28 protein-coding genes and 2 tRNA genes are annotated in these 25832 nt (G+C 68.3%); 17 read left to right on the top strand and 13 right to left on the bottom strand.

The window, feature by feature from the left end; translation table 11 throughout:
- The first annotated feature begins 39 nt into the window (after positions 1-39).
- The 12 genes from ahpC to WG902_RS17910 all read left to right on the top strand — a co-directional run bounded on the left by ahpC (position 40) and on the right by WG902_RS17910 (position 10259).
- Positions 40-612 (top strand): alkyl hydroperoxide reductase subunit C, encoded by a 573-nt coding sequence (ahpC, locus tag WG902_RS17965; protein WP_340061514.1) that lies wholly within the window; start codon positions 40-42, stop codon positions 610-612.
- A 78-nt stretch (positions 613-690) separates the two neighbouring features.
- Positions 691-2232, top strand: coding sequence for an alkyl hydroperoxide reductase subunit F (gene ahpF / locus WG902_RS17960; RefSeq protein ID WP_340061512.1), 1542 nt, complete (start codon positions 691-693; stop codon positions 2230-2232).
- A gap of 97 nt (positions 2233-2329) precedes the next feature.
- Positions 2330-2806 carry a bacterioferritin gene (gene bfr / locus WG902_RS17955; protein WP_340061511.1) on the top strand — a complete coding sequence of 159 codons (477 nt, stop codon included), beginning with the start codon at positions 2330-2332 and terminating at the stop codon, positions 2804-2806.
- 205 nt (positions 2807-3011) lie between these two features.
- Positions 3012-5180 carry a TonB-dependent receptor gene (locus WG902_RS17950; RefSeq protein ID WP_340061510.1) on the top strand — a complete coding sequence of 723 codons (2169 nt, stop codon included), beginning with the start codon at positions 3012-3014 and terminating at the stop codon, positions 5178-5180.
- 10 nt (positions 5181-5190) lie between these two features.
- On the top strand, positions 5191-5874 hold the full coding sequence (locus WG902_RS17945) for a Fe2+-dependent dioxygenase (protein WP_340061508.1): 684 nt from the start codon (positions 5191-5193) through the stop codon (positions 5872-5874).
- The gene (locus WG902_RS17940; RefSeq protein ID WP_340061507.1) at positions 5871-6959 is read left to right on the top strand and encodes an alpha-hydroxy acid oxidase; all 1089 of its coding nucleotides are present in this window, start codon (positions 5871-5873) and stop codon (positions 6957-6959) included. The genes WG902_RS17945 and WG902_RS17940 overlap by 4 nt, the downstream gene beginning before the upstream one ends.
- Positions 6960-7059: 100 nt before the next feature.
- Positions 7060-7320, top strand: coding sequence for a (2Fe-2S)-binding protein (locus WG902_RS17935; protein WP_340061506.1), 261 nt, complete (start codon positions 7060-7062; stop codon positions 7318-7320).
- 61 nt (positions 7321-7381) lie between these two features.
- On the top strand, positions 7382-8119 hold the full coding sequence (locus WG902_RS17930; protein ID WP_340061505.1) for an energy transducer TonB: 738 nt from the start codon (positions 7382-7384) through the stop codon (positions 8117-8119).
- Positions 8120-8127: 8 nt separating this feature from the next.
- A complete protein-coding gene (locus WG902_RS17925) occupies positions 8128-8844 on the top strand; it encodes a MotA/TolQ/ExbB proton channel family protein (protein ID WP_340061504.1) in 717 nt (238 codons plus the stop codon).
- A gap of 1 nt (position 8845) precedes the next feature.
- Complete coding sequence (locus WG902_RS17920) at positions 8846-9259, top strand: ExbD/TolR family protein (RefSeq protein ID WP_340061503.1); 414 nt, start codon at positions 8846-8848, stop codon at positions 9257-9259.
- Positions 9256-9444, top strand: a complete 189-nt coding sequence (gene hemP, locus WG902_RS17915; RefSeq protein WP_340061502.1) for a hemin uptake protein HemP — start codon at positions 9256-9258, stop codon at positions 9442-9444. The genes WG902_RS17920 and hemP overlap by 4 nt, the downstream gene beginning before the upstream one ends.
- Positions 9445-9560: 116 nt before the next feature.
- Positions 9561-10259, top strand: a complete 699-nt coding sequence (locus tag WG902_RS17910; RefSeq protein WP_340061501.1) for a Bax inhibitor-1 family protein — start codon at positions 9561-9563, stop codon at positions 10257-10259.
- Between the two features lie 75 nt (positions 10260-10334).
- Here WG902_RS17910 and rlmD read toward each other — a convergent pair whose 3' ends face one another.
- From rlmD to surE, 6 genes are read right to left on the bottom strand one after another with little or no spacing between them, the layout of a single operon-like run.
- Positions 10335-11780, bottom strand: coding sequence for a 23S rRNA (uracil(1939)-C(5))-methyltransferase RlmD (gene rlmD / locus WG902_RS17905; protein ID WP_340061500.1), 1446 nt, complete (start codon positions 11778-11780; stop codon positions 10335-10337).
- Between the two features lie 28 nt (positions 11781-11808).
- Positions 11809-12606 (bottom strand): 3'-5' exonuclease, encoded by a 798-nt coding sequence (locus WG902_RS17900; protein ID WP_340061499.1) that lies wholly within the window; start codon positions 12604-12606, stop codon positions 11809-11811.
- Between the two features lie 13 nt (positions 12607-12619).
- Complete coding sequence (locus tag WG902_RS17895) at positions 12620-13627, bottom strand: sigma-70 family RNA polymerase sigma factor (protein WP_340061498.1); 1008 nt, start codon at positions 13625-13627, stop codon at positions 12620-12622.
- 3 nt (positions 13628-13630) lie between these two features.
- Positions 13631-14533: a peptidoglycan DD-metalloendopeptidase family protein gene (locus WG902_RS17890; RefSeq protein ID WP_340061624.1), complete on the bottom strand. Its 903-nt coding sequence runs from the start codon at positions 14531-14533 to the stop codon at positions 13631-13633.
- An 11-nt stretch (positions 14534-14544) separates the two neighbouring features.
- Positions 14545-15303: a protein-L-isoaspartate(D-aspartate) O-methyltransferase gene (locus WG902_RS17885; RefSeq protein ID WP_340061497.1), complete on the bottom strand. Its 759-nt coding sequence runs from the start codon at positions 15301-15303 to the stop codon at positions 14545-14547.
- On the bottom strand, positions 15300-16073 hold the full coding sequence (surE, locus tag WG902_RS17880) for a 5'/3'-nucleotidase SurE (RefSeq protein WP_340061496.1): 774 nt from the start codon (positions 16071-16073) through the stop codon (positions 15300-15302). The genes WG902_RS17885 and surE overlap by 4 nt, the downstream gene beginning before the upstream one ends.
- Positions 16074-16161: 88 nt before the next feature.
- Between surE and WG902_RS17875 the strand changes: the two genes are divergently transcribed.
- From WG902_RS17875 to WG902_RS17860, 4 genes are all read left to right on the top strand, one after another.
- Positions 16162-17148: an NADPH:quinone oxidoreductase family protein gene (locus tag WG902_RS17875; RefSeq protein WP_340061495.1), complete on the top strand. Its 987-nt coding sequence runs from the start codon at positions 16162-16164 to the stop codon at positions 17146-17148.
- Between the two features lie 141 nt (positions 17149-17289).
- Positions 17290-17365 (top strand) — tRNA-His (locus WG902_RS17870).
- A 122-nt stretch (positions 17366-17487) separates the two neighbouring features.
- Positions 17488-18141, top strand: coding sequence for a class I SAM-dependent methyltransferase (locus tag WG902_RS17865; RefSeq protein ID WP_340061494.1), 654 nt, complete (start codon positions 17488-17490; stop codon positions 18139-18141).
- A 153-nt stretch (positions 18142-18294) separates the two neighbouring features.
- Positions 18295-18768, top strand: coding sequence for a hypothetical protein (locus tag WG902_RS17860; protein WP_340061493.1), 474 nt, complete (start codon positions 18295-18297; stop codon positions 18766-18768).
- A gap of 36 nt (positions 18769-18804) precedes the next feature.
- Here WG902_RS17860 and WG902_RS17855 read toward each other — a convergent pair whose 3' ends face one another.
- The 5 genes from WG902_RS17855 to WG902_RS17835 all read right to left on the bottom strand — a co-directional run bounded on the left by WG902_RS17855 (position 18805) and on the right by WG902_RS17835 (position 23362).
- Positions 18805-20727: a SurA N-terminal domain-containing protein gene (locus WG902_RS17855; RefSeq protein WP_340061492.1), complete on the bottom strand. Its 1923-nt coding sequence runs from the start codon at positions 20725-20727 to the stop codon at positions 18805-18807.
- Positions 20728-20789: 62 nt separating this feature from the next.
- Positions 20790-20865, bottom strand: a tRNA-Val gene (locus tag WG902_RS17850).
- Between the two features lie 17 nt (positions 20866-20882).
- Positions 20883-21170: an HU family DNA-binding protein gene (locus WG902_RS17845; RefSeq protein ID WP_332824381.1), complete on the bottom strand. Its 288-nt coding sequence runs from the start codon at positions 21168-21170 to the stop codon at positions 20883-20885.
- Positions 21171-21395: 225 nt separating this feature from the next.
- Positions 21396-22481, bottom strand: a complete 1086-nt coding sequence (locus WG902_RS17840; RefSeq protein WP_340061491.1) for a tartrate dehydrogenase — start codon at positions 22479-22481, stop codon at positions 21396-21398.
- A complete protein-coding gene (locus WG902_RS17835) occupies positions 22478-23362 on the bottom strand; it encodes an alpha/beta fold hydrolase (RefSeq protein WP_340061490.1) in 885 nt (294 codons plus the stop codon). Before WG902_RS17835 ends, WG902_RS17840 begins: the two co-directional genes overlap by 4 nt.
- A 74-nt stretch (positions 23363-23436) precedes the next feature.
- Here WG902_RS17835 and WG902_RS17830 point away from each other — a divergent pair, with 74 nt between their 5' ends.
- Positions 23437-24399 (top strand): LysR family transcriptional regulator, encoded by a 963-nt coding sequence (locus WG902_RS17830; RefSeq protein WP_340061623.1) that lies wholly within the window; start codon positions 23437-23439, stop codon positions 24397-24399.
- On the opposite strand, the gene WG902_RS17825 is transcribed toward WG902_RS17830, so the two are convergent.
- Both WG902_RS17825 and pgsA read right to left on the bottom strand, forming a co-directional pair.
- Positions 24356-25255 (bottom strand): DMT family transporter, encoded by a 900-nt coding sequence (locus tag WG902_RS17825; RefSeq protein WP_340061489.1) that lies wholly within the window; start codon positions 25253-25255, stop codon positions 24356-24358. The two genes, WG902_RS17830 and WG902_RS17825, sit on opposite strands and share 44 nt — an antisense overlap.
- Positions 25256-25825: a CDP-diacylglycerol--glycerol-3-phosphate 3-phosphatidyltransferase gene (pgsA, locus tag WG902_RS17820; protein ID WP_340061488.1), complete on the bottom strand. Its 570-nt coding sequence runs from the start codon at positions 25823-25825 to the stop codon at positions 25256-25258.
- Between the last annotated feature and the right edge of the window lie 7 nt (positions 25826-25832).

Here is a 25832-nt window from a genome sequence, read left to right as displayed (position 1 = left end):
CGCCCTGAATCAACCAGCACTCAGCAATAGAGGAAAACAATGTCTCTCATCAACACCGAAATCCCCGCCTTCACCGCCACCGCGTACCACAACGGCAAGTTCGTTCCGGTCACGCAGGACAACTTCAAGGGCAAGTGGTCGGTCGTCGTCTTCTACCCGGCCGACTTCACCTTCGTCTGCCCGACCGAGCTGGGCGACCTGGCCGACAACTACGCCGAGTTCAAGAAGCTGGGCGCCGAGGTGTATGGCGTGTCCACCGACACCCACTTCACCCACAAGGCCTGGCACGACACCTCCGACACCATCAAGAAGGTGCAGTACCCGCTCGTGGGCGACCCGTCCCATCAGCTGGCCCGCTTCTTCCAGGTGCTGATCACCGAAGGCGAAGACACCGGCCTGGCCCTGCGCGGCACGTTCGTGATCGACCCCGAAGGCAAGATCAAGACGATCGAAGTGCACGACAACGGCATCGGCCGCGACGCCTCCGAAACACTGCGCCGCCTCAAGGCCGCCCAGTACGTCGCCGCCCACCCGGGTGAAGTCTGCCCCGCCAAGTGGGAGCAAGGCGCAGAGACGCTCAAGCCCTCGCTGGACCTCGTCGGCAAGATCTAAGCGCTCCGCAGGAAGGCCCGGGCGCATCCGTGCCCGGGCCTTTTTCATTCTCCATCCACAACAACACAAGGACATCCCATGCTCGACGCCAACCTGAAAGCACAGTTGACCGCTTACCTGGAGCGCATGACGCAGCCGGTGGAGATCACCGCGTCGCTGGACGACACCGCGGCGTCGCGCGAGATGCAGGCCCTGCTCAAGGACATCGCGGACGCTTCGCCGCGCGTCACGGTCATCGAGACCACCGGCGGCCCGCATCGCACGCCGTCGTTCCAGATCAACCGGCCGGGCGAAAACCACGGCCCGCGCTTCGCCGGCCTGCCCATGGGGCACGAGTTCACTTCGCTGGTTCTGGCGCTGCTGCAGGTGGGCGGCTACCCGCCGAAGGTGGAGCAGGCGCTGCTGGAGCAGATCCGCGCGCTCGACGGCGACTTCGAATTCGAGGTGTACGTCTCGCTCACCTGCCACAACTGCCCGGACGTCGTGCAGGCGCTGAACCTGATGGCGGTGCAGAACCCGCGCATCAAGACCACCATGATCGAAGGCGGCCTGTTCCAGGACGAGATCAAGGAACGCCAGATCATGGGCGTGCCGACGGTGTTCCTCAACGGGACGTTCTTCGACTCTGGTCGCCTGAGCCTGGAGGAGATCCTGGCCAAGGTCGACAAGGGCGGCGCCGAACGCGAAGCGCAGAAGATCGCCGCCAAGGAACCCTTCGACGTGCTGATCGTCGGTGGCGGCCCCGCAGGCGCGGCGGCCGCGGTGTATGCGGCGCGCAAGGGCATCCGCACCGGCGTGGCTTCCGAGCGCTTCGGCGGCCAGGTGCTGGACACGCTGGGCATCGAGAACTTCGTGTCGGTGAAGGAAACCGAAGGCCCGAAGTTCGCCATGGCGCTGGAAGAGCACGTGCGCACGTACGACGTGGACATCATGAACCTGCAGCGCGCCAAGGGGCTGAAGGCAGGCGACCTGATCGAGGTGGAACTGGAGAACGGCGCCTCGCTGAAAGCGAAAAGCGTGATCCTCACCACCGGCGCGCGCTGGCGCAACGTCAACGTGCCCGGCGAGAAGGAGCTCAAGAACAAGGGCGTGGCCTATTGCCCGCACTGCGACGGCCCGCTGTACAAGGGCAAGCGGGTGGCGGTCATCGGCGGCGGCAATTCCGGCGTCGAGGCGGCCATCGACCTGGCCGGCATCGTCAAGCACGTGACGCTGATCGAGTTCGACACCAGGTTGCGCGCCGACGCGGTGCTGCAGAAGAAGCTGCAGTCGCTGCCGAACGTGACGGTGATCCTGAACGCGCAGACCACCGCGATCACCGGCGCCGACAAGGTCGACGGCCTGACGTACAAGGACCGCGCCACCGGCGAAGACCAGCGCGTGGACCTGGAAGGGGTGTTCGTGCAGATCGGCCTGGTGCCCAACACCGAGTGGCTCAAGGGCACGCTGGAGCTGTCGAAGCACGGCGAGATCATCGTCGGGCCGCGCGGCGAGACTTCGATGCCCGGCGTGTTCGCCGCCGGCGACTGCACGACCGTGCCGTTCAAGCAGATCATCATCGCGGCCGGCGACGGCGCGAAGGCGGCGCTCGGTGCGTTCGATCACCTGATCCGCAGCTGAATTGCCTCCTCTCCCCCCTGGGGAGAGGGCCGGGGTGAGGGGCGGAGGCGCGTTTGCGAGACAATCGTCGCCACCTTCAAGGCCACGAAAGAAGAACATGCAAGGAGATCCGCAAGTCATCCAGCACCTGCAGGCGCAACTCAAGAACGAGCTGACGGCCACCAACCAGTACTTCCTGCACTACCGCATCCTCAAGCACTGGGGTTTCGAGCGGCTGGCCAAGAAGGAATACGAAGAGTCGATCGGCGAGATGAAGCACGCCGACAAGCTGATGGAACGCATCCTCATGCTCGACGCGCTGCCCAACCTGCAGGACCTGGGCAAGCTGATGGTGGGCGAGGACGTTCCCGAGATCCTGAACGCGGACCTGCAAAGCGAGCGCGGCGCCCAGGCCACCGTCAAGGTGGGCATCGCCCATTGCGAGTCCGTGCGCGACTTCATCTCGCGCGAGATCCTGGAGCGCATCCTCGAAGACACGGAGGAGCACATCGACTTCCTCGAGACCCAGCTCGAACTGCTCGCCAAGGTGGGCCTGCAGAACTACCTGCAGTCGCAAATGGGCGACGCCAGCTGAAATTTTCCCGATCGTGATGAGAAGCATTCTCATTTAACGATATAATCGCGGCGAAATCCGGCCAGCCAACCCGGCACGGCAAACCGCCGTGCGCCCAGCCAGCCTCACGTGAAACCGCCCGCCACCGCGCGGGCTCCACCTGGAGGCCACCTTGGCGCACTCTCGCATTCCGTCCGATCCTGTCCGGCTCCCGCTGGGCGCCCTCATGCTCGCCGCTTCCGCCGGCGCATGGTCCCAAGGCACCGTCCCCGAAGCCACCGGCACCTTGGCGACGGTGACCGTGCGGGAGGAAGCCGAAGGCCCCGAATCCAAGAACTCGCTGCGAGCCACCACGACGAGCATCGGCAAGGGCACCCAGGAACTGCGTGACATCCCGCAGACCGTGACCGTCACGACCGAGCGGCTGATCGACGACCGCAACCTCGACGACTTCCGCGAAGTCCTGAAGAACACCGCCGGCGTGACCTTCCAGGCCGGCGAGACCGGCGAGGAAGATGTGCGGCTGCGCGGCTTCTCGCTCGGGCAGGCCGGCGACATCTACATCGACGGCTTCAAGGACGCGCCCATCCAGTCACGCGACACCTTCAACCTCGATCGCGTGGAGGTGCTCAAGGGCTCGGCCTCGATGCTGTTCGGCAAGGGCTCCACCGGCGGCGTCGTGAACCAGGTGAGCAAGCAGCCGTTCCTGATGACGCAGCACGAGGTGGACTACACCCTCGGCACCGGCGGCGAGCATCGGCTGACCGGGGACTTCAACTTCCACACCGGCGAAAACGCCGCGTTCCGCCTGAACACGATGGTGCACAAGGCGGACAACTACGGCGCCGCGCAGGACCGCAACGGCTTCGCGCCTTCCTTCCGCTGGGGCATCGGCACGGCCGATGAATTCCTGGTGTCCTTCTATCACGCGAAGGTGACGGAGATTCCGAACTACTCGCACCGCTGGTTCAACGACAGCGGCCGGCTGGTGCCGCTCGTGCCCGCGCGCAATTTCTACGGCCTGGCGAGCGACTTCAACGACTCGCAAGCGGACTACCTGACACTGGGCCACAAGCACCGCTTCGCCGACGGCGGCCAGCTGGACACGCGCTTTCGCCACGGCCTGTACCAGCGCGACCTGTGGGCCACGGTCTGGAACTTCGCCGTGCCGCCGACGTCGCCGTCGGACATCGGTGACGACACGGTCATTTCGCGCACCAGCAACAAGGGCCGTGTCGCCACCAGCCGCATCACGCAACTGCAGTCCGACTACACCAACACGTTCGACCTCGGCGGCCGCAAGCACGCGCTGATCGCCGGCGTCGACGCGTACCAGGACAACGCCGAGCGCAACCAGAACTTCCCGTCCGACCTGGTGAACTCGGTCAACCGCCCGCCGACCACCGTCGGCAACCCGAACGACGGTGCGAGCGTGGGGGACGAGCGCGGCGCGCCGCCGCTGAACACGTTCCGCTCACGCAACCTGGGCGTGTATGCGCAGGACATGATCTCGCTCGGCGGCCCGTGGAAGCTGGTCGCCGGCCTGCGCTTCGACCACTTCACCGCGTCCTTTCGCGACTCCGCCGGAGCGCTGACGAACGAACGTTCCGACAACCTGTGGAGTCCGCGCGTCGGCTTGCTGTACCAGCCGAGCGACACCGCCTCGTACTACGCGTCGTACGGCACTTCGTACAACACGTCGGCCGACGCGTACCAGTACGCGGTGACGATCGGCCCGACCACTCCCCGCTCCGCCAACACGCCGCCCGAGAAGAGCCGCAACTTCGAGGTCGGCGCCAAGTTCGACCTGTTCGCCAAGCGCGCGCTGCTCGGCATCGCCGCTTTCTACAGCGAGAAGTACAACGAGCGGAACACCGACCCGGACGTCGCGGCGACGCAGGAGCTGCTGTCCGGCAAGCGCCACGCCGCCGGCCTGGAGTTCAACCTCGCGGGCCAGATCACGCCACGCTGGGACATCTTCTACAACCAGACGTGGATCCCCGACGCCAGGATCGACCAGAGCAACGTGCCGGCTGAAGTGTGCTTCAACGGAGTCTGCGGTCCGAACACTGCGCAGCAGCTGGGCGACCGCCCGGGGCTCACGCCGCGCCACAGCGCCAACCTGTGGACCACGTACCGGGTGCTGCCCCGCGTGCGCGTCGGCGCGGGCATCAACTTCCGCGGCTCGCAGCAGGCCGAAGGCAACCGGACGATCACCGCGGAAAGCTTCACCACCCTGGACCTGATGGCCGAATACACGATCAACCAGGTCTGGTCCGCCAGGCTCAACCTGTCCAACGTCACGAACGAGCTCTATGCGGATGCCCTGTACCGCGGTTTCTACGTTCCCGGCACCGAGCGCCGCGCGCAGCTGACCGTCAAGGCGATGTTCTAGAGGACGCCCCATGTTGCTGCACCTTCGCAATGTCCTCACGCCGCAGGAACTGGGCGACGCACGCGCGCTGCTCGGTCCCGGCGCGGCGTGGCTGGACGGGCGCAGCAGCGCGGGCGGGCAAGCGGTCGAGCGCAAGAACAACCAGCAGCTCGCCCAGGACGACCCCGCGGCCGCCCGCTTGCGCGCGCTGGTGCTCGCCGCGTTGCGGCGCGACCCGGTCTTCTTCTCGGCGGCCTTGCCGCGCAGGATCTTCAACCCGATGTTCAACCGCCATGCCGGCGGGCAGAACCACTACGGGCAGCACGTCGACGGCGCCGTGCTGCACTCGCGCGATCCCGACCAGTGGGTCCGCACGGACCTCTCGTGCACGCTCTTCCTGGCACCGCCCGATGCGTACGACGGTGGCGAGCTGGTGCTGCACGAGCCGCAGGGGCAGCAGCGCTTCAAGCTGCCCGCGGGCGACCTGCTGCTGTACCCCGGCACCCTGCTGCACGAGGTGAGCCCGGTGACGCGCGGAGAGCGCATCGCCAGCTTCTTCTGGGTGGAAAGCATGGTGCGCGGCGAGGAGCAGCGCCGGCTGCTGTTCGACATGGACATGGCATTGCTGAAGCTGCGAGGACGCGGCGACGACGACGCCGTGGTGCGGCTGACCGGCACGTACCACAACCTCTTGCGCATGTGGGCGGACACATGAAGGCGCCGCGGCTGCAGGCCCTGCCGGCCGACGTCGGCTCGGCCGCGGATTACGAAGCGCACGCGCGGCGCGCGCTCGACGACAACGCCTGGACCTGGCTGGCGGCCACCGCGGGCGCAGGTTCGACGGCACGCGACAACGGCGCGGCATGGGATGCGATCCGCCATCTGCCGCGGGTGCTGCGCAAACCGGGCCACGTCGCGCTGCACGCGACCTTGCTGGGGCGCCCGCTGCCGTGGCCGGTGCTGGCTGCACCCATGGCCTTGCAGCGCCTCGCCCATGACGACGGCGAGATCGCCACGGCCCTTGCGGCATCCGCGCAAGGGGCGGGCATGGTGCTGAGCAGCCAGGCCAGCATGCGGCTGGAAACGGTGGCCGAGGCCGTGCGCGCGGACACCGCGCGCGGCCCGCTCTGGTTCCAGCTCTATTTGCTGCGCGAGCGCGCCGCCACGCTGTCGCTGGTCCGACGCGCGGAGGCGGCCGGCTACGAGGCGATCGTGCTCACCGTCGATGCCGCGGTCCGCGCCAGCCGCTCGCCCTTTCGCCTGCCGCCCGGGGTGAGCCAGGCCAACCTCGCGCCCTCTTCACCGGAGCCGGCCTCGCTCGTGGACTTGCTGTCCATGGCCCCGGGCTGGGACGACGTCGCCTGGCTGCGCGCGCAGACCCGCCTGCCCGTGCTGTTGAAGGGCGTGCTGCATCCCGAGGATGCGCGCGAGGCCGTGCGCCACGGCGTCGCCGGCCTCATCGTCTCCAACCATGGGGGCCGCACGCTCGACGGGGCCGTGGCGACCGCGACCGCGCTGCCCGGCATCGTCGACGCCGTGGCCGGCGCCCTGCCCGTTCTCGTGGATGGGGGCATCCGCAGCGGCAACGATGTCTTCAAGGCCTTGGCGCTCGGTGCCCGGGCCGTCCTGCTCGGCCGTCCGGTGCTGTGGGGGCTGGCCACTGCGGGCGCGGCAGGCACTGCCCATGTCCTGCGGCTGCTGCGGGACGAACTGGAACTGGCGATGGCGCAATGCGGCGCCGCCAGCCTTGCCGACGTCACCCCCGACCTCGTGGCCCATCCGTTCCAGCGGCAAATGTAAATCCAGGGGTCCGAGGCCAAAAGGTATTGCAAATGCGAAGTATTCGCATTTATACTTTGTCCCAGTCACCATCCATCCACAGCCAGCCAACCCGACTGCCATGATCGTCTGTGTCTGCCGCCGCGTCTCCGACCGCGATATCGCCCGCCACGCCAGGGCGGGCATGAGCTTCGACGACATCCAGTTCGAACTCGGCGTGGCCACCCAATGCGGGCAGTGCGAATGCTCGGCCCGCGAAGTGGTGGCCCAGTGCTGCGGCGGCCATGCCGTGGCCGCCCTGCACCAGGAGACCGCCGTCCAGCTCGCCCCCGCGATCCGGGAGAGCAAGGCATGGCCCACGTCGCCGTCGGCTTCGGCCTGATCTTCGTCGTCGCCGGCACTTGGTGGGCCTGCAAGGGCCGCTAGCCCCTGCATCCCGGACAATGAGCAACTTCGCTCCTTCCTCGCCCCGCGTGCCGACGGTCCCGCGCAACGTGCTCATTGCAGGCAGCGTGCTCGCCTTGCACGCGGCAGCGCTCTGGGCCTTGCAATCCGGCCTCGTGCGCCGGGCGGTGGAGGTCGTGGTGCCGGTGGAGATCCTGAGCAGCATCGTCACGCCGCCGGCGCCCGTGCAACCGACACCCCCCGCCCCGCCCGCGCCGCCAGCCCAGCCTGCCCCGCCGCAGCCGCAAAAGCCGAAGCCGGTGGTACAGCGATCTCGCCCCGCCCCTGCGCCGGCCCCCGCGCCGATGCCGGTGGCCACGCCGTCGCCAGCGCCCGCACCGCAAGCGCCGGTCGGCGTCGCCGAACCGCAGCCGGCCCCACCGCCGATCGCCGCCCCGGTCACGGCCGCAGCGGCGCCCTCGCCCGCGCCGGCTCCCCCGCCCCCGCCTGCCGTGCAGCTGCCCTCCACCAACGCCGACTACCTGCAGAACCCGCCGCCGGCGTATCCCCCCATCAGCCGGCGCCTGCGCGAACAGGGCAAGGTGCTGCTGCACGTCCAGATCAGCGCCCAGGGCGCCGCGCTGGACGCGCAGGTCAAGCGTTCCAGCGGGTACGACCGGCTGGACCGCGCGGCGCTCGACGCCGTGCTCAAGTGGCGCTACGTGCCTGGCAAGCGCGGCGGAGTGCCCGAGACGATGTGGTTCGACGTGCCGGTGGACTTCGTGCTGAACAACTGAGAAAGAACATGAACAACAACGACTTCGGCTTGGCCCATGTCTGGATGCAAGGGGACTTCGTCACCCGCTTCGTCGCCGTGCTCCTGCTGGGCATGTCGCTCGCCTCCTGGATGGTGATCCTGGTCAAGGCGCTGGACCTGCGCCGCTTCATGGGCCAGGCGCGCCGCATCGAAAGCTTCTGGCACGCAGCCGACTTCGCCGACGGACTGAGCAAGCTCGGGGCCGACGCGTCCAATCCCTTCCGGGCGCTGGCGCTGGAGGGCCGGGAAGCCGCCGCCCACCACAATGCGCAGGCGCAACTGCACGACTCGCTCGGTGCCAGCGAATGGCTCACGCGGACGCTGCGTAACTCGATCGACGACTCCACCGCGCGCATGCAGTCCGGCCTGGCGGTGCTGGCCTCGGTGGGCTCGACGGCTCCCTTCATCGGCTTGTTCGGCACGGTCTGGGGGATCTACCACGCGCTGATCTCGATCAGCACCGCCGGCCAGGCCACCATCGACAAGGTGGCCGGCCCCATTGGCGAGGCGCTGATCATGACGGCGCTCGGCCTGGCGGTCGCCATCCCCGCAGTGCTGGGATACAACGCGCTGGTGCGTGGCAACAAGGGCGTGCTGAACAAGCTGAACCGCTTCGCGCACGACCTGCATGCCTACTTCGTCACCGGCGCGCGCGTCGCCAGCGGCAACCCCACCAAGGTGGTGCCGATGAAGAAGGGGAGCTGACATGGCCTTCGGCACCCAGGACGAGACCGACGAGGTGATGAACGAGATCAACATGACGCCGCTGGTGGATGTCATGCTGGTGCTGCTGATCATCTTCATCATCACCGTGCCGGTGATGAAGCATTCGGTCCAGGTCGACCTGCCGCGCGCGACCAGCACGCCGCAGGAGACGAAACCCGAGACCGTGCGGCTGTCGGTGAACGCGCAGGGACGCTACTTCTGGAACGAGCAGGAGGTCGGCGAGGCCGACCTGCAGCCGCGCCTGGAAGCCGCCGCGGCCCGCACGCCGCAGCCCGAACTGCACCTGCGCGGCGACAAGGATGCCCGCTACGAGCGCGTGGCGCAGGCCCTGGCCGCCGCGCAGCGCGCCGGCGTGCGCAAGATCGGCTTCGTCACGGAGCCGACGACGCCATGAAGGACCCGCAACCGCGCGCCGTTGCGGCCTCGCAACCCGCGGATCCCGCCCCCGATGGCGCCCGGCGCCCACCGCTGGCGAGCCAGGAACTCCTGCGCGGCAACCGGCTGGTGGAAATCGTCCACAACGGCGAGGTCTATCGCCTGCAATCCACCCGCCTGGGCAAGTTGATCCTGACCAAGTGAGCGCCGTTGGGGCGATTGCAACGGCATGGCCGTTGCCGCCGGGCTTATTTCGCCTGCCGGCGGGAACCCTCCTAGAATGCGCTCATCCAATAGCCGCAAGGCAAAGGAGGCTTTCCATGAGCGATCCCGTCCAGACCGTCCCTTCATTCGGGTACGGCACGACCGCGACATCCGTCGCGGAGCGCAACAAGGTCCTGCGCAATACTTACTGGCTGCTCGCACTGAGCATGATCCCGACGGTGCTCGGCGCCTGGCTGGGCGTCGCCACCGGCATCACCCGTGCCCTGTCCGGCGGGCTGGGCCTGATGGTCTTCCTGGGCGGCGCGTTCGCCTTCATGTACGCGATCGAGAAGACCAAGGATTCCGCCGTCGGCGTGGGCGTGCTGCTCGGCTTCACCTTCTTCATGGGCCTGATGCTGTCGCGCCTGCTGGCCACGATCCTCGGAATGAAGGGCGGCTCCGGCATCGTCATGACGGCCTTCGGCGGCACCGCGGCGATCTTCTTCGTGATGGCATCCCTGTCCAGCATCATCAAGCGCGACCTGTCCGGCCTGGGCAAGTGGCTGTTCGTCGGCGCGCTGGTGATCATGGTGGGCGCCATCGTCAACGTGTTCGTCGGCTCCACCATGGGCATGCTGGTGATCTCCACCCTGGCCATTGGTGTCTTCAGCCTGTTCATCCTGTACGACCTGAAGCGCATCATCGACGGCGGCGAAACCAACTACATCACTGCGACGCTGGGGGTGTACCTGAGCGTCTTCAACGTGTTCCAGAGCCTGCTGATGATCCTGGGCATCACGTCCGGGGACGATTGAGGCTTCGCGCTCCACGAAAAGGGCCCTGCGGGGCCCTTTCTCGTTGTCGGGGTGCGGCTGCGCGCGCAACCCGACCTACTCGTCGTCGACAGGCCGGGTTCGCGCAGCGACCCCGGCGGCGCCCTCCAGATCGAACACCGCGATCGACTCCACGTGCGCCGTGTGCGGGAACATGTTCACCACGCCCGCGCTGGTGCAGGCATAGCCTGCCTGGTGCACCAGCAGGCCCGCATCGCGCGCCAGCGTCGCCGGGTTGCAGCTGACGTAGACGATGCGCCGCGGCGGCGTCCAGGCGCCGCGCAACGACGGATCCTGGTGCAGGTCGGCGACGGCCTTGGCGAGCGCGAAGGCGCCTTCGCGCGGAGGATCGACCAGCCAGCGGTCGGCGGCGCCGTCGGCCACCAGCAGCTGCGGCGTCATCTCGAACAGGTTGCGCGCCACGAAGCGCGCGGGGCCGAGCGGCTGCGCGCGCCCCGCCTGGTTGAGCGCATAGTTCTCGCGGGATCGAGCCACCAGCGCGTCGCTGCCTTCGATGCCGAGCACCTCTCCCGCGCGCGTGGCCAGCGGCAGCGTGAAGTTGCCCAGGCCGCAGAACCAGTCGATCACGCGTTCCTGCCGTTGCGGATCCAGCAGGCGCACGGCCCGCTCGACCAGCACGCGATTGATGTGCGGGTTGACCTGGGTGAAGTCGGTCGGCCGGAACGGCATGGTGATGCCGAATTCGTGCAGCCGGTAATCCAGTGCCTCGCCGCCTTCATCCAGCAGCCGCACCGTGTCCGGCCCCTTGGCCTGCAGCCACCACTGCACGCCCGCGTTCGCATGCTCCTGCGCGAATGCACGCAGCCTGGCCAGGTCGCCCTCGCTCAGCGGCTCCAGGTGCCGCAGCACCAGCGCCGTCACGCGGTCGCCGCAGGCCAGTTCGATCTGCGGACAGGTTTCGATGGCGTCCATGGAACCGATCAGCGCGCGCAGCGGCAGCAGCAGGTCGCTGACGTGCTTCGGCACGACGTGGCATTCGCGGATGTCCGCCACATAGCGGCTCTTGCGCTCGTGGAAGCCCACCAGCACCGCCCCCTTCTTGCGCACGTGCCGCACGCTGAACCGGGCGCGCCAGCGGTAGCCCCAGTCCGGGCCGTGGATGGCGGGCAGCATGGTTTCCGCGCGGACCTTGCCCAGGTGCCAGAGGTTGTCTTCCAGCACCCGCTGCTTGATGGCCACCTGCGCGCCGACGTGCAGGTGCTGCATCTTGCAGCCGCCACAGGCGCCCTCGTGCAGGCCGAAGTGCGGGCAGCGCGGACGCACGCGCTGCGCGGACTCGCGGTGCACCGCCACCAGCGAGGCAGCCTCCCAATTGTTCTTCTTGCGGTGGACGTTGGCCGTCACCCATTCGCCCGGCAGCGCGCCGTCGATGAAGACCACCTTGCCGTCGTGCCGGCGCGCCACGCCCTGGGCCTCGATGTCGAGCGATTCGATTTCCAGCCAGCCCTCGGGATGCGGGGGCGGCAACTCTTTCTCTGTCATGCCTGGATTGTCTCAGGCGGTGGGCAGCCTACTTCCAGGCCTCCAGGTATTCCCGCCAATGCGGCTCGGCGTGCGAGAGCTCACCCAGCGTGTGCTTGACGAACTCGATCTCCTGCGCGTACTCGGCTTCGGTGAAGCCGCAGCGCATCTTCTGGAAGCGGCAGTACAGCAGGTAGGTATTGAGCACGTCGGTCTCGCAATAGCGCCGGATGTCCTCGAGCTTGCCGTCGAGAAACGCCGAATACACCTGGGATCCATCCATGCCCAGCTTGCCCGGAAAGCCGCACAGCTTGGCCAGCGCATCCAGCGGCGCATTGGCGCGCGGCTGGTACATCGCCATCAGGTCCATCAGGTCCAGGTGGCGCATGTGGTAGCGGCCGATGTAGTTGTTCCACTTGAACTCGCGGTCGTCCGGGCCGCCGCCCTCGCCCATGCACCAGAAGCGGTCGGCGTTGATGCCGTGCCGCAGCCCGCGGTAGTTCAGCACCGGCAGGTCGAAGCCGCCGCCGTTCCAGCTCACCAGCTGCGGCACGTGCTTGTCCACCGCACTGAAGAAGCTCTGGATCACCTTGCCTTCGCTGGCGTTGTCGCGGTCCACGAACGAGTGCACGCGCAGGCCTTCGGCATTGCGGAACACGCAGCTGATGACCAGCACGCGCTGCAGGTAATGCGGCATGAAGTCGCTCTGGCCGTTGTCCTTTCGCTCCTGCGCCCATTGCGCGTAGACCTGCGCGTCGGTCGCGTCGGCGGGAGCGTTGCGCAGCGCGCGCAGCCCGGCGACGTCGGGGATGGACTCGATATCGAAGACAAGTACGGGCCACGGCATGCGCGGCATCGTACTAGAACAGCGCTTCGCGATCGACGCCGCTGCGCGCCATCTGCCGCTTCAGCTTGGTGATGGCCTCGTTCTGGATCTGGCGCACGCGCTCGCGGGTGAGCCCCAGGCGGTCGCTCAGCACCTCCAGGGTCTCGGGGTCGCGATGATGCAGGCCGAAGCGCCCTTCGAGCACCTCGCGCTCGCGGTGGGTCAGCGTTTCGATCCAGCCGTCCAGCAGGCGCTCCACCTCGTGGTCCTGCGTCACGCCAGTGGGGTCGGGCGCCAGCGCGTCGGCCACGAAGTCGCCCAGCGTGTGCTCGTCATCGGACCGCTCCACCAGCGCATCCAGCGAGCGCGGCGCCTCCGCCATCGCCAGCAGCTGCGCCACCTCGTGCGGCTCCCGCCCCAGCAGCGCCGCGACGTCCTCGACGCGCACGCCCTCGGGGTCGCCGTTGCGGCGGACCAGGAAGGCCGGATCGTTCTCCAGCGTGCGGCGGGCCCGCAGCACCTGCTGCAGTTCCCGCACCACGTGCACCGGCAGCCGGATCACCCGGCCCTGGTTCATCACGGCACGCTCCACCGACTGGCGGATCCACCAGGTGGCGTAAGTGGAAAAGCGGAAGCCGCGTTCCGGCTCGAACTTGTCGATGGCATGCATCAGTCCGAGGTTGCCTTCCTCGATCAGGTCGGACAGCGGCACGCCGCGCCCCAGGTAGGCCTTGGCGATGCTCACCACCAGCCGCAGGTTGTGCTCGATCATCGACTGGCGGGCCGCAAAATCTCCTGCGCGCGCGCGGGTGGCGGTCTCGAATTCTTCCTGGGGGGAGAACAGCGTGGTGCGGCGCACATCGCGCAGGTACAGCGTGAGCGTGTCGGTGCTCTCGCCCGCCAGGTCGGTGGAGATCTCGCGCAGTGTCGTCTCGGGGGCGATCTCGGGTGCCGCCAGCACCGGCTCATCCGTGGCGGGCCGGTCCAAGCCGGGGCCGGCGCCCTCGGGCGTCGGGGATCCGGTCCCGTTGCGGCGCTTCATGCACTACCTCGGTGGCAGGTACCTTGCTGGGTCGACCGGCTTGCCCTGCCGGCGGATTTCGAAATGCAGCTTCACCCTGTCGCTGTCGGTGGAGCCCATTTCGGCGATCTTCTGGCCCTTGCGGACCGTCTGGTCCTCTTTCACCAACAGCGTCTGGTTGTGAGCATACGCCGTCAGGAAGGTGTTGTTGTGCTTCAGGATGATCAGGTTGCCGTAGCCGCGCAGCCCCGCGCCCGCGTAGACCACCTTGCCGTCCGCCGACGCCAGCACCGGCTCGCCGGCGCGGCCGCCGATGTCGAGGCCCTTGTTCTTCTGCTCGTCGAAGCCGGCGAGCACCGCTCCCGCGCCGATCGGCCAGGCCCAGGCGATGTCGTCTTCGCCGGCCGAGGCGGGCGCAGGTGACGGCGACGGTGCCACGGGGGCAGACGCCGCCGAGGCCGGCCGCGCGGCCATGCTGGCGGCGCTGGCGGGCGGCAGCGCCGCGGAAGCCGGCGCTACAGCGGGTGCCGGCGCCGCCGATGCCGGCGGCATGGCGCGCACGGCGAACCCGGGGTCCGTCGCCAGCGTGCCGGGTGGCGCCACGCGCAGCACCTGGCCCACTTCGATGACGTTGGGATTCTCGATGTTGTTCCAGCGGGCCACGTCGCGCCAGTTCTGTCCGGTTTCCAGCGCGATGCGAATCAGCGTGTCGCCCGGCCGCACGGTGAAGAAGCCCGACCGGCCCGCGTTCTCCGCGCCGGGCAGGGCCACGGCCGGCGCTGCCGGCGCCGGCGCGATGGCGCCCGGCCGCGCCATGCCCCGGTCTTCCACGGGAGCCGGCACGCGGCGCGGCGAAGCACAGCCTGCCAGCAACGCGCCGGCGAGCAACAGCCACAACCACGACCCGGCGCGCGTGCGCAACACCATTGTTTTCATCCTCATGCAGTGCCGGATTTTAGGGGGACAAAGTGAACGCCCTCAAGCGTCGCCTGGCTCAGCCGTCCCGCGGTCCTGTCCACGATCACCAGCGCCTGCCGCCCGTTCGGCATCACCATCGGCGCCACGATGCGCCCACCCTCGGCAAGCTGGTCGGTCCACTGCGTAGGCACGGCCTCGCCGCCCGCTGCCGCAATGATGCCGGCGTAAGGCGCGCCCTTGGCGAAACCTGCCATGCCGTCGCCGAACAGCAGGTGCACGTTGGCCAGGCGGAACGCGCGCAGGTTTTCGCGGGCACGCTCATGCAGGCCGCGCAGGCGCTCGATGCTGTAAACCTCGGATGCCACGTGGCTCAGCAGTGCGGCCTGGTAGCCGCAGCCGGTGCCGACTTCCAGCACGCGGCCCAGGCGTCCACCCGCGGCGCCCGGCGCGCCCAGCAGCAACTCGATCATGCGCGCCACCACGTTCGGCTTGGAGATCGTCTGGCCCAGGCCGATGGGCAGGCTGGTGTCTTCGTAGGCCTGGTTGGCCAACGCGCTGTCGACGAACCGGTGGCGTTCCACGGCGTTCATGGCGGCCAACACGCGCGCGTCGGTCACGCCTTGCGCCGCGAGCTTCTGCACCATGCGCGCACGCACCGCTTGCGAATCGAGGCCGACGCCGGTGGGAGCGGCTGCGCGCGCGGGCGCGTCGACCGACGTGAAACGGCGCGCCGCCGGCGCCGGGCCCAGCCGCGCCGGGAAGCCGGGGCGGCGTGTCATGCGTTGTTCCCCTTGCCGGGGAACTGCGCGGCCGACTGCGCCCAGTAGCGCAGCGCATCGTGGTCCGTCAGGTCCACCTTCAGCGGCGTGATGGTGGGATGTCCCTGCAGCGAGGCGTGGAAGTCCGTGCCGTCCGCATCGTCCTTGGCCGCGCCGGCGCCGCCGATCCAGTACATGGTGTCGCCATGCGGGCTGGTCTGCGAGATCACCTTCTCGGCGGCGTGCCTGCGGCCGAGCCGGCACACCTTGAACGCCTTGAGCTCCTCCAGCCGGCGGTTCGGGATGTTGACATTCAGCAGCCAGTGCGCGCCGTCGGTGCGATGGTGTGCGATCAGGTATTCCACCAGCTCGCGCGCCTTGCGCGCGGCGGCATCGAGGTGGCCCCAGCCCTTCTCGACCTGCGAGAAGGCGATGGCGGGAATGCCGAACAGGTAGCCCTCCATCGCGGCGCCGACCGTGCCGGAATAGATGGTGTCGTCGCCCATGTTGGCGCCGTTGTTGATGCCGCTCACCACCAGGTCGGGTCGATATCCGAGCAGCCCGGTCAACGCGATGTGCACGCAGTCCGCCGGCGTGCCGTTCACGTAGCGAAAACCGTTGCTGGCTTCGGTGACGTACAGCGGCGCATTCAGCGTCAGCGCGTTCGACTTGGCGCTGTTGTTGTGCTCCGGCGCCACCACCTCGACGTCACCCAGGTCGCGGATGGCTTCGTACAGCGCCACGATGCCGGGCGCCTGGTAGCCGTCGTCGTTGGAGAGCAGGATCTTCATCTTGCGGCCATTGTAGGGTGGCGTCGCCGCAGGGACATCGCGCGCCCGGCAGCTTTGCATATCATCTGCCACCCGAAGGAGACCCGACATGCATGCCTGGCTTTGCGAGAACCCCACCGGCGTCGACGCGCTGCAATGGAAGGAGCTGCCCACGCCGCAGCCGCAGGCCGGCGAGGTGCTGGTGGAGATCAAGGCGGCGAGCCTGAACTTCCCCGACCTGCTGATCGTGCAGAACAAGTACCAGCACAAGCCGCCGCTGCCTTTCGTGCCCGGTTCCGAATACGCCGGCGTCGTCGCAGCGGTGGGCGAAGGCGTCACGCAGCTGAATGTGGGCCAGAACGTGGCCTGCCTGTCCGGCACCGGCGGATTCGGCACGCATGCGATCGCGCCGGCCAAGCTGTGCATGCCCCTCCCCGCCGGCTTCCCGTTCGTCGACGCGGCAGCGTTCATCATGATCTACGCCACCTCCCATCACGCATTGATCGACCGCGCGCAGTTGAAGGCGGGCGAGACGGTGCTGGTGCTCGGCGCGGCAGGCGGCGTCGGCACCGCGGCGATCCAGATCGCCAAGGCGGCGGGCGCCCGCGTGATCGCGGCTGCGTCCACCGACGAGAAGTGCGAGCTGTGCCGCTCCATCGGCGCGGACGCCACCATCAACTACACGCAGCACCCCGTGCCCACCGCGTTTCGCGACGCGGTCAAGGCGGCCACCGACGGCAAGGGTCCCGACGTCATCTACGACCCGGTCGGCGGCGACTTTGCCGAGCCGGCGTTCCGCTCGATCGCCTGGCGCGGCCGCTACCTCGTCGTCGGCTTCGCCGCCGGCCCGATCCCCAGCCTGCCGTTGAACCTGGCGCTGTTGAAGGGTGCGTCCATCGTCGGCGTGTTCTGGGGCGACTACTCGCGCCGCGAGCCCAAGGCCAATGCCGCGATGGTGGGCGAGCTGGCGCAGTGGTACGCGCGGGGCTTGGTCAAGCCGGTGATCGACCGCACGATGCCGATGGCCGACCTGAAAGCGGCGTACGCACGCATGGGATCGCGGGCGGTGCAGGGCAAGCTGGTTCTGGTGAATTAGGCCCCCTCTCCCCTCCGGGGAGAGGGCTGGGGGTGAGGGGCGCTGGAGGTGAGGGGCGCTGGAGGTGAGGGGCGCTGGAGGTGAGCGGCGCTGGAGGTGAGAGGCGCTGGAGGTGAGGGGCGCTATAATCGCCGGCTCGCGGTGGCTGTAGCTCAGTTGGTAGAGTCCAGGATTGTGATTCCTGTTGTCGTGGGTTCGAGTCCCATCAGCCACCCCACCGAATGTTCAGGCCCTTTGTAAGGGCCTGATGCAATTTGGGGCCGAAGGAGCCATTGCGCGAATCCTTCGAGCGACGCGACACTGTCGCGCATGCACGCCATACAAGAACAGATAGGGCGCTTGTCCAGGGCAGCTCAGCGCCTGGGAACCCGGCTCACCTCCACCTTCGGACCGCAACCTGACTGGATCAGGAAGAAGCAGGCCGTCGACTCCGACTTCGACTCCGCGCATGGCGTCGATACCGGCGGCATCACCGAGCTCAAGCGGCTGGACGTCACCGGCGATGCGCAGGACAGCGTGCCGCACATCGCGTCGGACCCGGACGAATTCCACAGCGCCATGAGCGCGCTCGGCATCGATTTCAAGCGATTCACCTTCGTCGACGTCGGGGCCGGCAAGGGCCGCGCCCTCCTGCTTGCAGCCGGCTACGGCTTCCAGCGCATCATCGGCGTGGAATTCGCGCGCGAGCTGGTGGAAGTCGCGCAGCGCAACATCCGGGCCGCAGGAATCTCGGCGACCACCGACATCGTCCATGCCGATGCCACCAAATACGAGCTGCCGGATGAGCCGATCGTGCAGTTCATGTACAACCCGTTCGGCGGCAAGACGATGGAGGCGGTCGCCCGCCGCACCCGCGACTCGTTCGACCGGAATCCCCGCCCGCTGCACGTGGTGTACGTGGTGCCCAAGGAGCTGGACACGTGGGTCCAGGCGGGGTTCGTCGCCGAACAGCGCGACCACTACGCCATCCTGCGTCCGGCCCCATCGGCCTAGTTGCTGCCGCTGCACGCAGCGCAGCCGCTCATCGCCTCCGGCCTGCCGCACGGCTGCCGTGCCGATACAACCGGCATTCTGACGGCAGCCACTGTCCAGCACCTGCTTACATTTGGCGTGACCGCTCGCCTGCAGCGGACCTGGGGAGACGCCATGAGCAGTGCCAGCAAGACGGTGAAGACCACGCGGATCCAGCCTGCGAATGGCGTCGAGGTCCTGGAGAAGAACACCGAGACGAGCTGGGCCCTGTTCCAGTCGCTCGTCGAACAGCAGGAGCGCGGTTTCGACAAGACCGCTCCCGCGGGCCCGGAGACGCCGGTCGCCGCGCCACGCGCGGCATCGGCGGAAGTCAGCCTCGACGAAGCGGTGGCCGAGATCCGCAAGAACAATCGCGTCTGCCCGCTGCCCTCCATCTGGAAGAAGCTGTACGACGCGCTGCCGAACAAGACGCCTGAACTGGCAGCGGCGCCGGTGACGGCGGAGGAATGGAAGCAGACGCCGGCGCTGGAGAAGCGCACCCGCATGCGCCAGCACATCGAGTGGGCCGCCACGCAAGGCGTGCTCAAGCAGGTCTACAAGGCCCTGCACGCCCTGCCCGAGAACAAGTGGCACCACATGGGCGAGTGAGCGCGGGAGCAGCCCCGCCGCGCCACGCCCTCCGCGCTACTGCGCAGCGCCTTCCTTCGGCTTGGCGACCAGGACCTGGACCTTGAAGCGGTCCTTCAACAGTTCGTAATACGCCTGCGCCTCCGCGGCCGCCCACGCGCGCGTGTACTGTTGCTGCTCCTGCTGCGCCTGGGCGGCGGCAGGCGCCTCGCGCGGCAGCACCCGATTGACCTTCACCACCGCATAGCCGTTCGCACCCAGGTCCACGCCGAGCAGCGCGGGCAGCTGGCCGGGGTCGGCGCGCAGCGCAGCCTCCACGACCTCGGGCGGCTGGCGCCCCCGGTCCATGCGGGTGACCGACTCGGGGCCGGGCAGCGTTGCGCTGGCAGGCGTCGCCTTCCACGCGGCCAGTTTTTCGGCGCCGTCCTTGCGCGCCAGTTCCGCGGCCTTGGCATTGACGACCAGCTCGCGCACCTGCGCCTTCACTTCCTCGAACGGGCGGGCACGCGCCGGCTGGTGCTGGACCACGCGGCCGGACACCATCTGGTTGGCGCCGATCTCGATCGCCTCCGTGTTCCGCTTGCGCTCGAGCGCATCGGCGGAAAACAGCGCCTGCAGGAACTTCGGGTTCGCCAAGGGGCCCGTGGCACCGGGCTGCGGCGTACGGCCCACGGCCTGTGCCGTGCGGATCTCCAGCTTCAGCTTGTCGGCCACCGGCTTGAGCGAATCGGACTGCTCGTAGACGCCGTTGCTGAAAGCCTCGGCGGCCTCCGCGTACTTCTTCTGCGCCTGCTCCTTGCGCATCTGCGCTTCCAGCTCCGGCTTCATCTCCTCGAAGGTGCGCCGCTGCGGAGCCTTCAAGTCCGTGAGTTTCACGACGTGGTAGCCGTATTCGGACTCCACGGGGCCGGCGATCTCGCCCTTGGCCTTGAGCGCGAAGGCCGCGTCCTCCAGCGGCTTGGCCGCCAGCGTGCCGGCGCGGAACCAGTCGAGGTCGCCACCCTGGGCAGCGGACCCCGTGTCCTGCGAGTTCTTCTTCGCCACCTCCGCGAAGCTGTCGGGGGCCTTCTTCACCTGCGCCAGCAACTCCTCGGCCCGGGCCCTGGCCTTCTGCTTGACGTCGGCCGGCGCGCCCTTGGGCACCTCCACCAGGATGTGGCTGGCGCGGCGCTCTTCCTGGTCGCCCACGCGCGAGGCGTTCTGTTCGTAATAGGTCTTGAGATCCGCCTCGTTGATCGCCAGGCCCTTCTGCGCGGCGGACAGGTCCAGCACCACGTATTCGATGCTCGCCTGCTCGGGGGCCTGGAACATCTCCGGGTGGTCCTTGTAGTACGCCTGCAGCTCCGCGTCGGTCGCCTCCACCCTGGCGCGGTATTCCTGCGTCGGGAAACGCACGACCTGCACCTCGCGCTTCTCGAAATAGCTGGCCAGCGCCACGTTCGCCTGGGCGGGGGGCGTGAACCCGGATTGCGTGACGCCGGTGATCACCTGGCGCACGGCCAGGTCGTTGCGCACCTGGTTCTCGAACTGCTCAGGCGTCATGCCGCGCGCGGCCAGCAGCTGCCGGTAGCGCTCGATGTCCAGCTTGCCGTCGGCGCCGCGCAGCGAGGCGATCGTCTCGTTGTTCTGCAGCTCGCGCGCGACCCGCTGGTCACCGACCAGCAGGTTCGACTTCAGCACGGCGGATTGCATCACGCGATCGCGCACCAGGCGCTCGAGCGTGCCGTAGCGGGCCTCGGGCGAATCGAGCAGCTTGGCGTCCAGGTTGGGCATCTGCTGGCGCAGGCGGTCCACCTCGGCGCGGTGGGCTTCGTCCCAGTCGCCCTGCATGATCTCGTGGCCGTCCACCTTGGCGACCGCGTCGCCTTTCTGGCGCATGCTGTCGTATCCCTGCACGCCGAACAGCACGAAGGACGGCACGATCAGCAGGAACAGCACGAACTGCATGATCTTCATGTGCTTGCGGACGAATTCGAACATGGTCTCTTGGGTCTCGGGTCAGGGCAAACAAAAAGGCGAACCTCGGTTCGCCTTTTCTCTTTTGGTGGGTGCTGACGGGTTCGAACCGCCGACCTACGCCTTGTAAGGGCGCCGCTCTACCAGCTGAGCTAAGCACCCCACCGGGGGACTCCGTTTCAGTTCAGCGCATCCTTGAGCGCCTTGCCTGGACGGAACTTGGGCACCTTGGCAGCCTTGATTTTAATCTGTGCGCCGGTCCGGGGATTCCGGCCGCTCCGGGCGGCCCTCTTGCCCACCGCGAAAGTGCCGAATCCGACGAGCGAAACCGAGCCGCCTTTCTTCAGCGTGGTCTTCACCGCGCCGATCATCGATTCCAGCGCGCGCGTGGCGGCGGCCTTGGAGATGTCGGCATGCTTGGCGATGTGCTCGATCAATTCGGTCTTGTTCACAGGGGCCCCTCGAATCAGGTTGAGTTCTTGACGTTGTCGTCCAAAAATTTGTCTCCCGTTCCCGGCTGCTTGCGCACGCGCGCTACTGGCGGGAAGGGAGACAGTGTCTGCGGCCTGCGGCCACTGCGTCCGATTAGAGAGCAGCCCCGCAAGGAGTGTCAATACGCCATGCGGCAATACAACACGCGGACCGGGATTCTAGAGGGAAACCGCCATGGTGCAGTGCGATGCAATAGGCCGTTACAGGGCCTCGGCGATGGCCTTGCCGACATCCGTCGTGCTGGCCTTGCCGCCGATGTCTCCCGTGCGAGGTGCGCCCGATTTCGGGTCCAGCACCTTCTCGATGGCGCGCAGGATCGCATCGTGCGCCTCCTTGTGGCCCAGGAACTCCAGCATCATGGCACCGCACCAGATCTGCCCGATCGGATTGGCGATGTTCTTGCCGTAGATGTCCGGGGCGGAGCCGTGCACCGGCTCGAACAGCGAGGGGAACTTGCGGTCCGGGTTCAGGTTGGCGCTGGGGGCGATGCCGATGGTGCCGGTGCAGGCCGGCCCCAGGTCCGAGAGGATGTCGCCGAACAGGTTGCTGGCCACCACCACGTCGAAGAAGTCAGGCCGCTGCACGAAGTGCGCGGTCAGGATGTCGATGTGGAACTTGTCCTGCTTCACGTCCGGGTACTTCTTCGCCATCTCGGCCACGCGCTCGTCCCAGTACGGCATGGTGATCGCAATGCCGTTGGACTTGGTGGCGCTGGTCAGGTGCTTCTTGGGGCGCGACTTCGCCAGCTCGAAGGCGAACTTGAGCACGCGGTCGACGCCGACGCGCGACATGATCGTTTCCTGCATCACGATCTCGCGCTCGGTGCCCGGGTACATGCGGCCGCCGACGGCGGAGTACTCGCCCTCGGTGTTCTCGCGCACGATGTACATGTCGATCTCGCCGGGCAGGCGCGGGCTGCCGTCCTTGCGCACCACGGGGGCGATGATGCCGGGCATCAGCCGCGCCGGCCGCAGGTTGACGTACTGGTCGAACTCGCGGCGGAACAGCAGCAGCGATTGCCACAGCGACTCGTGGTCGGGGATCTTCTCGGGCCAGCCGACCGCGCCGAAGAAGATGGCGTCGTGGCCGCCGACCTGGTCCTTCCAGTTGTCGGGCATGTACTTGCCGTGCTTTTCGCAATAGTCCCAGCTGGAGAAATCGAAGGTGTCGAACTGCAGGTCGATGCCGAACTTGCGCGCCGCGGCGTCCACCACGCGCACGCCCTCGGGCATGACTTCCTTGCCGATACCGTCGCCGGCGATGACTGCGATTCTTTTCTTGCTCACGGGTTGCTCCTTAGGAATGCGAAGGTTTCGTCGAGGAGAAGCTGCGGCGCTTCCTCGGCGATGTAGTGGCCGCAAGGCAGGCTGCGGCCGGTGAAATCGTCGGCGGCCGCGCGCCACAGCGCCGGCACGTCGAAGCAGCGGGCCACCACGCCTTGCTCGCCCCACAGCACGCGCAGCGGCAGCGCCAGCTTGCGGCCGGCGTCGGCGTCCTGCTGGTCGTGCTGCAGGTCGATGCCGGCGCCAGCGCGATAGTCGGCGCACATGGACGCCGCCGAGCCGGCGATGGCGGCGCAGCGCTCGTACTCGGCCAGCGCCTCGGGTGCGAATGCGGACAAGCCTGCATGCCGCGCGCCCATCACGCTGCGCACGTAGCGCGCCGGGCCGGACTCGATCAACGCCTCGGGCAGCGGCGGCGGCTGGATCAGGAAGAACCAGTGCCAGTAGGCGCGGGCGAATGCCTCATTGGTGGCGCGATACATCGGCAACGTCGGCGCGATGTCCAGCAGCAGCATGCGCTGCACCGCATCGGGATGGTCCAGAGCGAGCCGGTGCGCCACGCGCGCCCCGCGGTCGTGGGCCAGCACCTGGAAGCGCTCGTGACCCAGCGCGCGCATGGCGTGCAGCGCATCCAGCGCCATCTCGCGCTTGGAATAGGCGACGGACGCTTCGCCGGCCGCGGGCCGGCCGGAGTCGCCGTAGCCGCGCAAGTCCATCAGCACGACACGGAAGTGCTGCGCCAGTTGCGGCGCCACCCGATGCCACATCGCGTGGGTCTGCGGATGCCCGTGCAGCAGCAGCAACGGCGCGCCCTGCCCCGCGCAGCGCACACGCAGCGCCACGCCGTCTCGCGCCATCTCCCGGGTTTCGAAGCCTTCCAGCATGCCGCGATTCTGGCACCGCCCGCAGCCGCGAAACAGCAATAATCGGGCAAGTGATTCTTTCCAAGACGGCAACGATGAAGGCACAACTCGACCGCGCGGACCTGGAGCTGCTGCTGGCGATTCGCGCCCACGGCAGCCTGGCGGGCGCGGCTGCGGCGGCGGACGTCGTGCCATCGGTGATCACCAAGCGGCTGGCTGCGCTGGAAGCGCGGCTGGGGCTGAAGCTCTTCCAGCGCACCACCCGCCGCGTCGTGCCCACGGCCGAGGGCGAGGCCATTTGCGAGCGCGCGCAAGGCCTGCTCGCCGGCTTCCACGCGATGGAAGCCGAGCTGCGGGAGCGCCAGCGCGAGCCGGTCGGCCGCATCCGCCTGGCCGCGACCTTCGGCTTCGGCCGCGCCTGGCTGGGCCCGGTGCTGGCAGAGTTCCAGGCCCGCCATCCGCAACTCGAGGTGCAGTTGCAGCTGACCGAGCAATTGCCCGACCTGGCGGTGGAAGGTTTCGACGGCGCCGTGTGGCTGTGGGCCGTGCGCGGCCAGCGCGCCAGCGAATGGACGGGCCGGCGCCTCGCGCGCAACCAGCGCGTGCTGGCCGCGTCGCCCGAATACCTGCAGCGCCGCGGCACACCGGGGTCCTTGGAGGAACTGGCCGCGCACGACTGCCTGGTGGTGCGCGAGAACGAACAGTTCGACATCTGGCGCCTGCAGCGCGAGCGGGACCGAAGCGAGCTGCGGGTGCGCGTCGGCGGCCCGCTCTCCAGCAATTCCGGCGAGCTGGTGCGCGACTGGTGCCTGGCCGGCCACGGCATCATGCTGCGCAGCCTGTGGGACATCGCGGCGCCGCTGGCCGCGGGCAAGCTGGTGCGCGTGCTGCCCGGCTACGCGATGGTGGACGCCGACATCCACTGGCTGGCCCCGCACAGCGCCAGCACGCCCAAGCGCATCCGGCTGCTGGTGGACTTCCTGGCCGAACGCTTCCGGGCCGAGCCCTGGAAGGTCAGGCCTTCTGCCGCACGACCAGGCTCACGCCCACGGCGGTGAGCGCCATGCCGGCCACGATCAGCAGCGTGATCGGTTCGCCGAACAGCAGCCAGGCCATCAGCGCCGTCGCCGGCGGCACCAGGTACATCAGGCTGGTGACGCTGGTCGCGGCGCCGCGCTGGATCAGCAGGTACAGCAGCGAGCTGCCACCCAGCGTGAGCCCGAACACCGACCAGGCCATCGCCCCGGCGAGCTGGCCGTTGACGCTGCCATCGGGCAGCACCCAGCGCATCGCCTCCGTTTCGAGCAAGGCCAGCGGCAGGGTGACCAGGGAGGCGGCGGCCAGCTGCACGAGGTTTGCGGTGCGCACGTCGCACGGCGCCACGAAGCGCTTCTGGTACAGCGTGCCCGCGGTGATCGAAAGCAGCGCGACCCCGGCGAACCCCAGGTTCAACGGACCGACTTCACCGAGTCCCAGCTTCTGCCACACCACCAGCACCAGGCCGGCCAGCCCGAAACCAAGGCCCGCCCACTGCCGGCTCGCAACCTCGCCCCCGCGGCTGGACACCCACACGGCAGTGAGCACCGGCTGCAGGCCGACCAGCAGCGCCGCGAGGCCTGCCCCCATGCCCATCTTGACGGCAGCCCAGACGCCGCCCAGGTAGCCCGCATGCATCAGCACGCCGGTCGCGGCCAGGTGCCACAGCTGCGTGCGGTCGCGCGGCCAGGCGGCACGCGCGGCCAGCGCCCAGAACAGGAACGCGGTGACGGACAGGACGTAGCGCAGGGCCAGGAACTTGAACGGCGGGGCGTGCGGCATGCCGTAACGCGCGACGATGAACCCGGTGGCCCAGATCACCACGAACACGGCGGGCATGGCCCGGATCCACGGGCCGGGCCGGGCAGCATCGGCCATCTACTTCTTCACGCGGCTGCGGATTTCCGGCAGCGCCTTGCGCAGGTAGTAGATCATCGACCACACCGTGAGGATGGCGGACAGCCAGATCAGCCATCGGCCCCAGCGATTGGTATCGATCACGCCGAACAGGTGGCCGTGGAACAGCAGGAACGGGATGGCGATCATCTGCACCGTGGTCTTGACCTTGCCCAGCATGTGGACCGCGACGCTCTTGGCGGCGCCGAGCTGCGCCATCCACTCGCGCAGCGCGGAGATCGCGATCTCGCGGCCGATGATGATCAGCGCAACGAACACGTCGACGCGCTGCAGGTTGACCAGCACCAGCAGCGAGGCGCACACGAGGAACTTGTCGGCCACCGGGTCGAGGAACGCGCCGAACGAGGAGGTCTGGTTCAACTTGCGCGCCAGGTAGCCGTCCAGCCAGTCGGTGGCCGCGAACACCACGAACATCACGGTGGCCACCAGGTTCTGCAGGCGCTGCTCCAGTCCCAGCTCGAACACGCCCACCAGCAGGGGAATGGCGATGATGCGCGTCCAGGTAAGCAGCGTCGGGACCGTCAGGAACATGGGGCGA

Origin of the sequence: Ramlibacter sp. PS3R-8, assembly GCF_037572435.1 — a bacterium.
In the GTDB taxonomy this organism is placed as follows: Bacteria; Pseudomonadota; Gammaproteobacteria; order Burkholderiales; family Burkholderiaceae_C; genus Ramlibacter.
The sequence above is the reverse complement of the archived record's forward strand: the minus strand, read 5'-3'. Positions and strand labels throughout refer to the sequence as shown.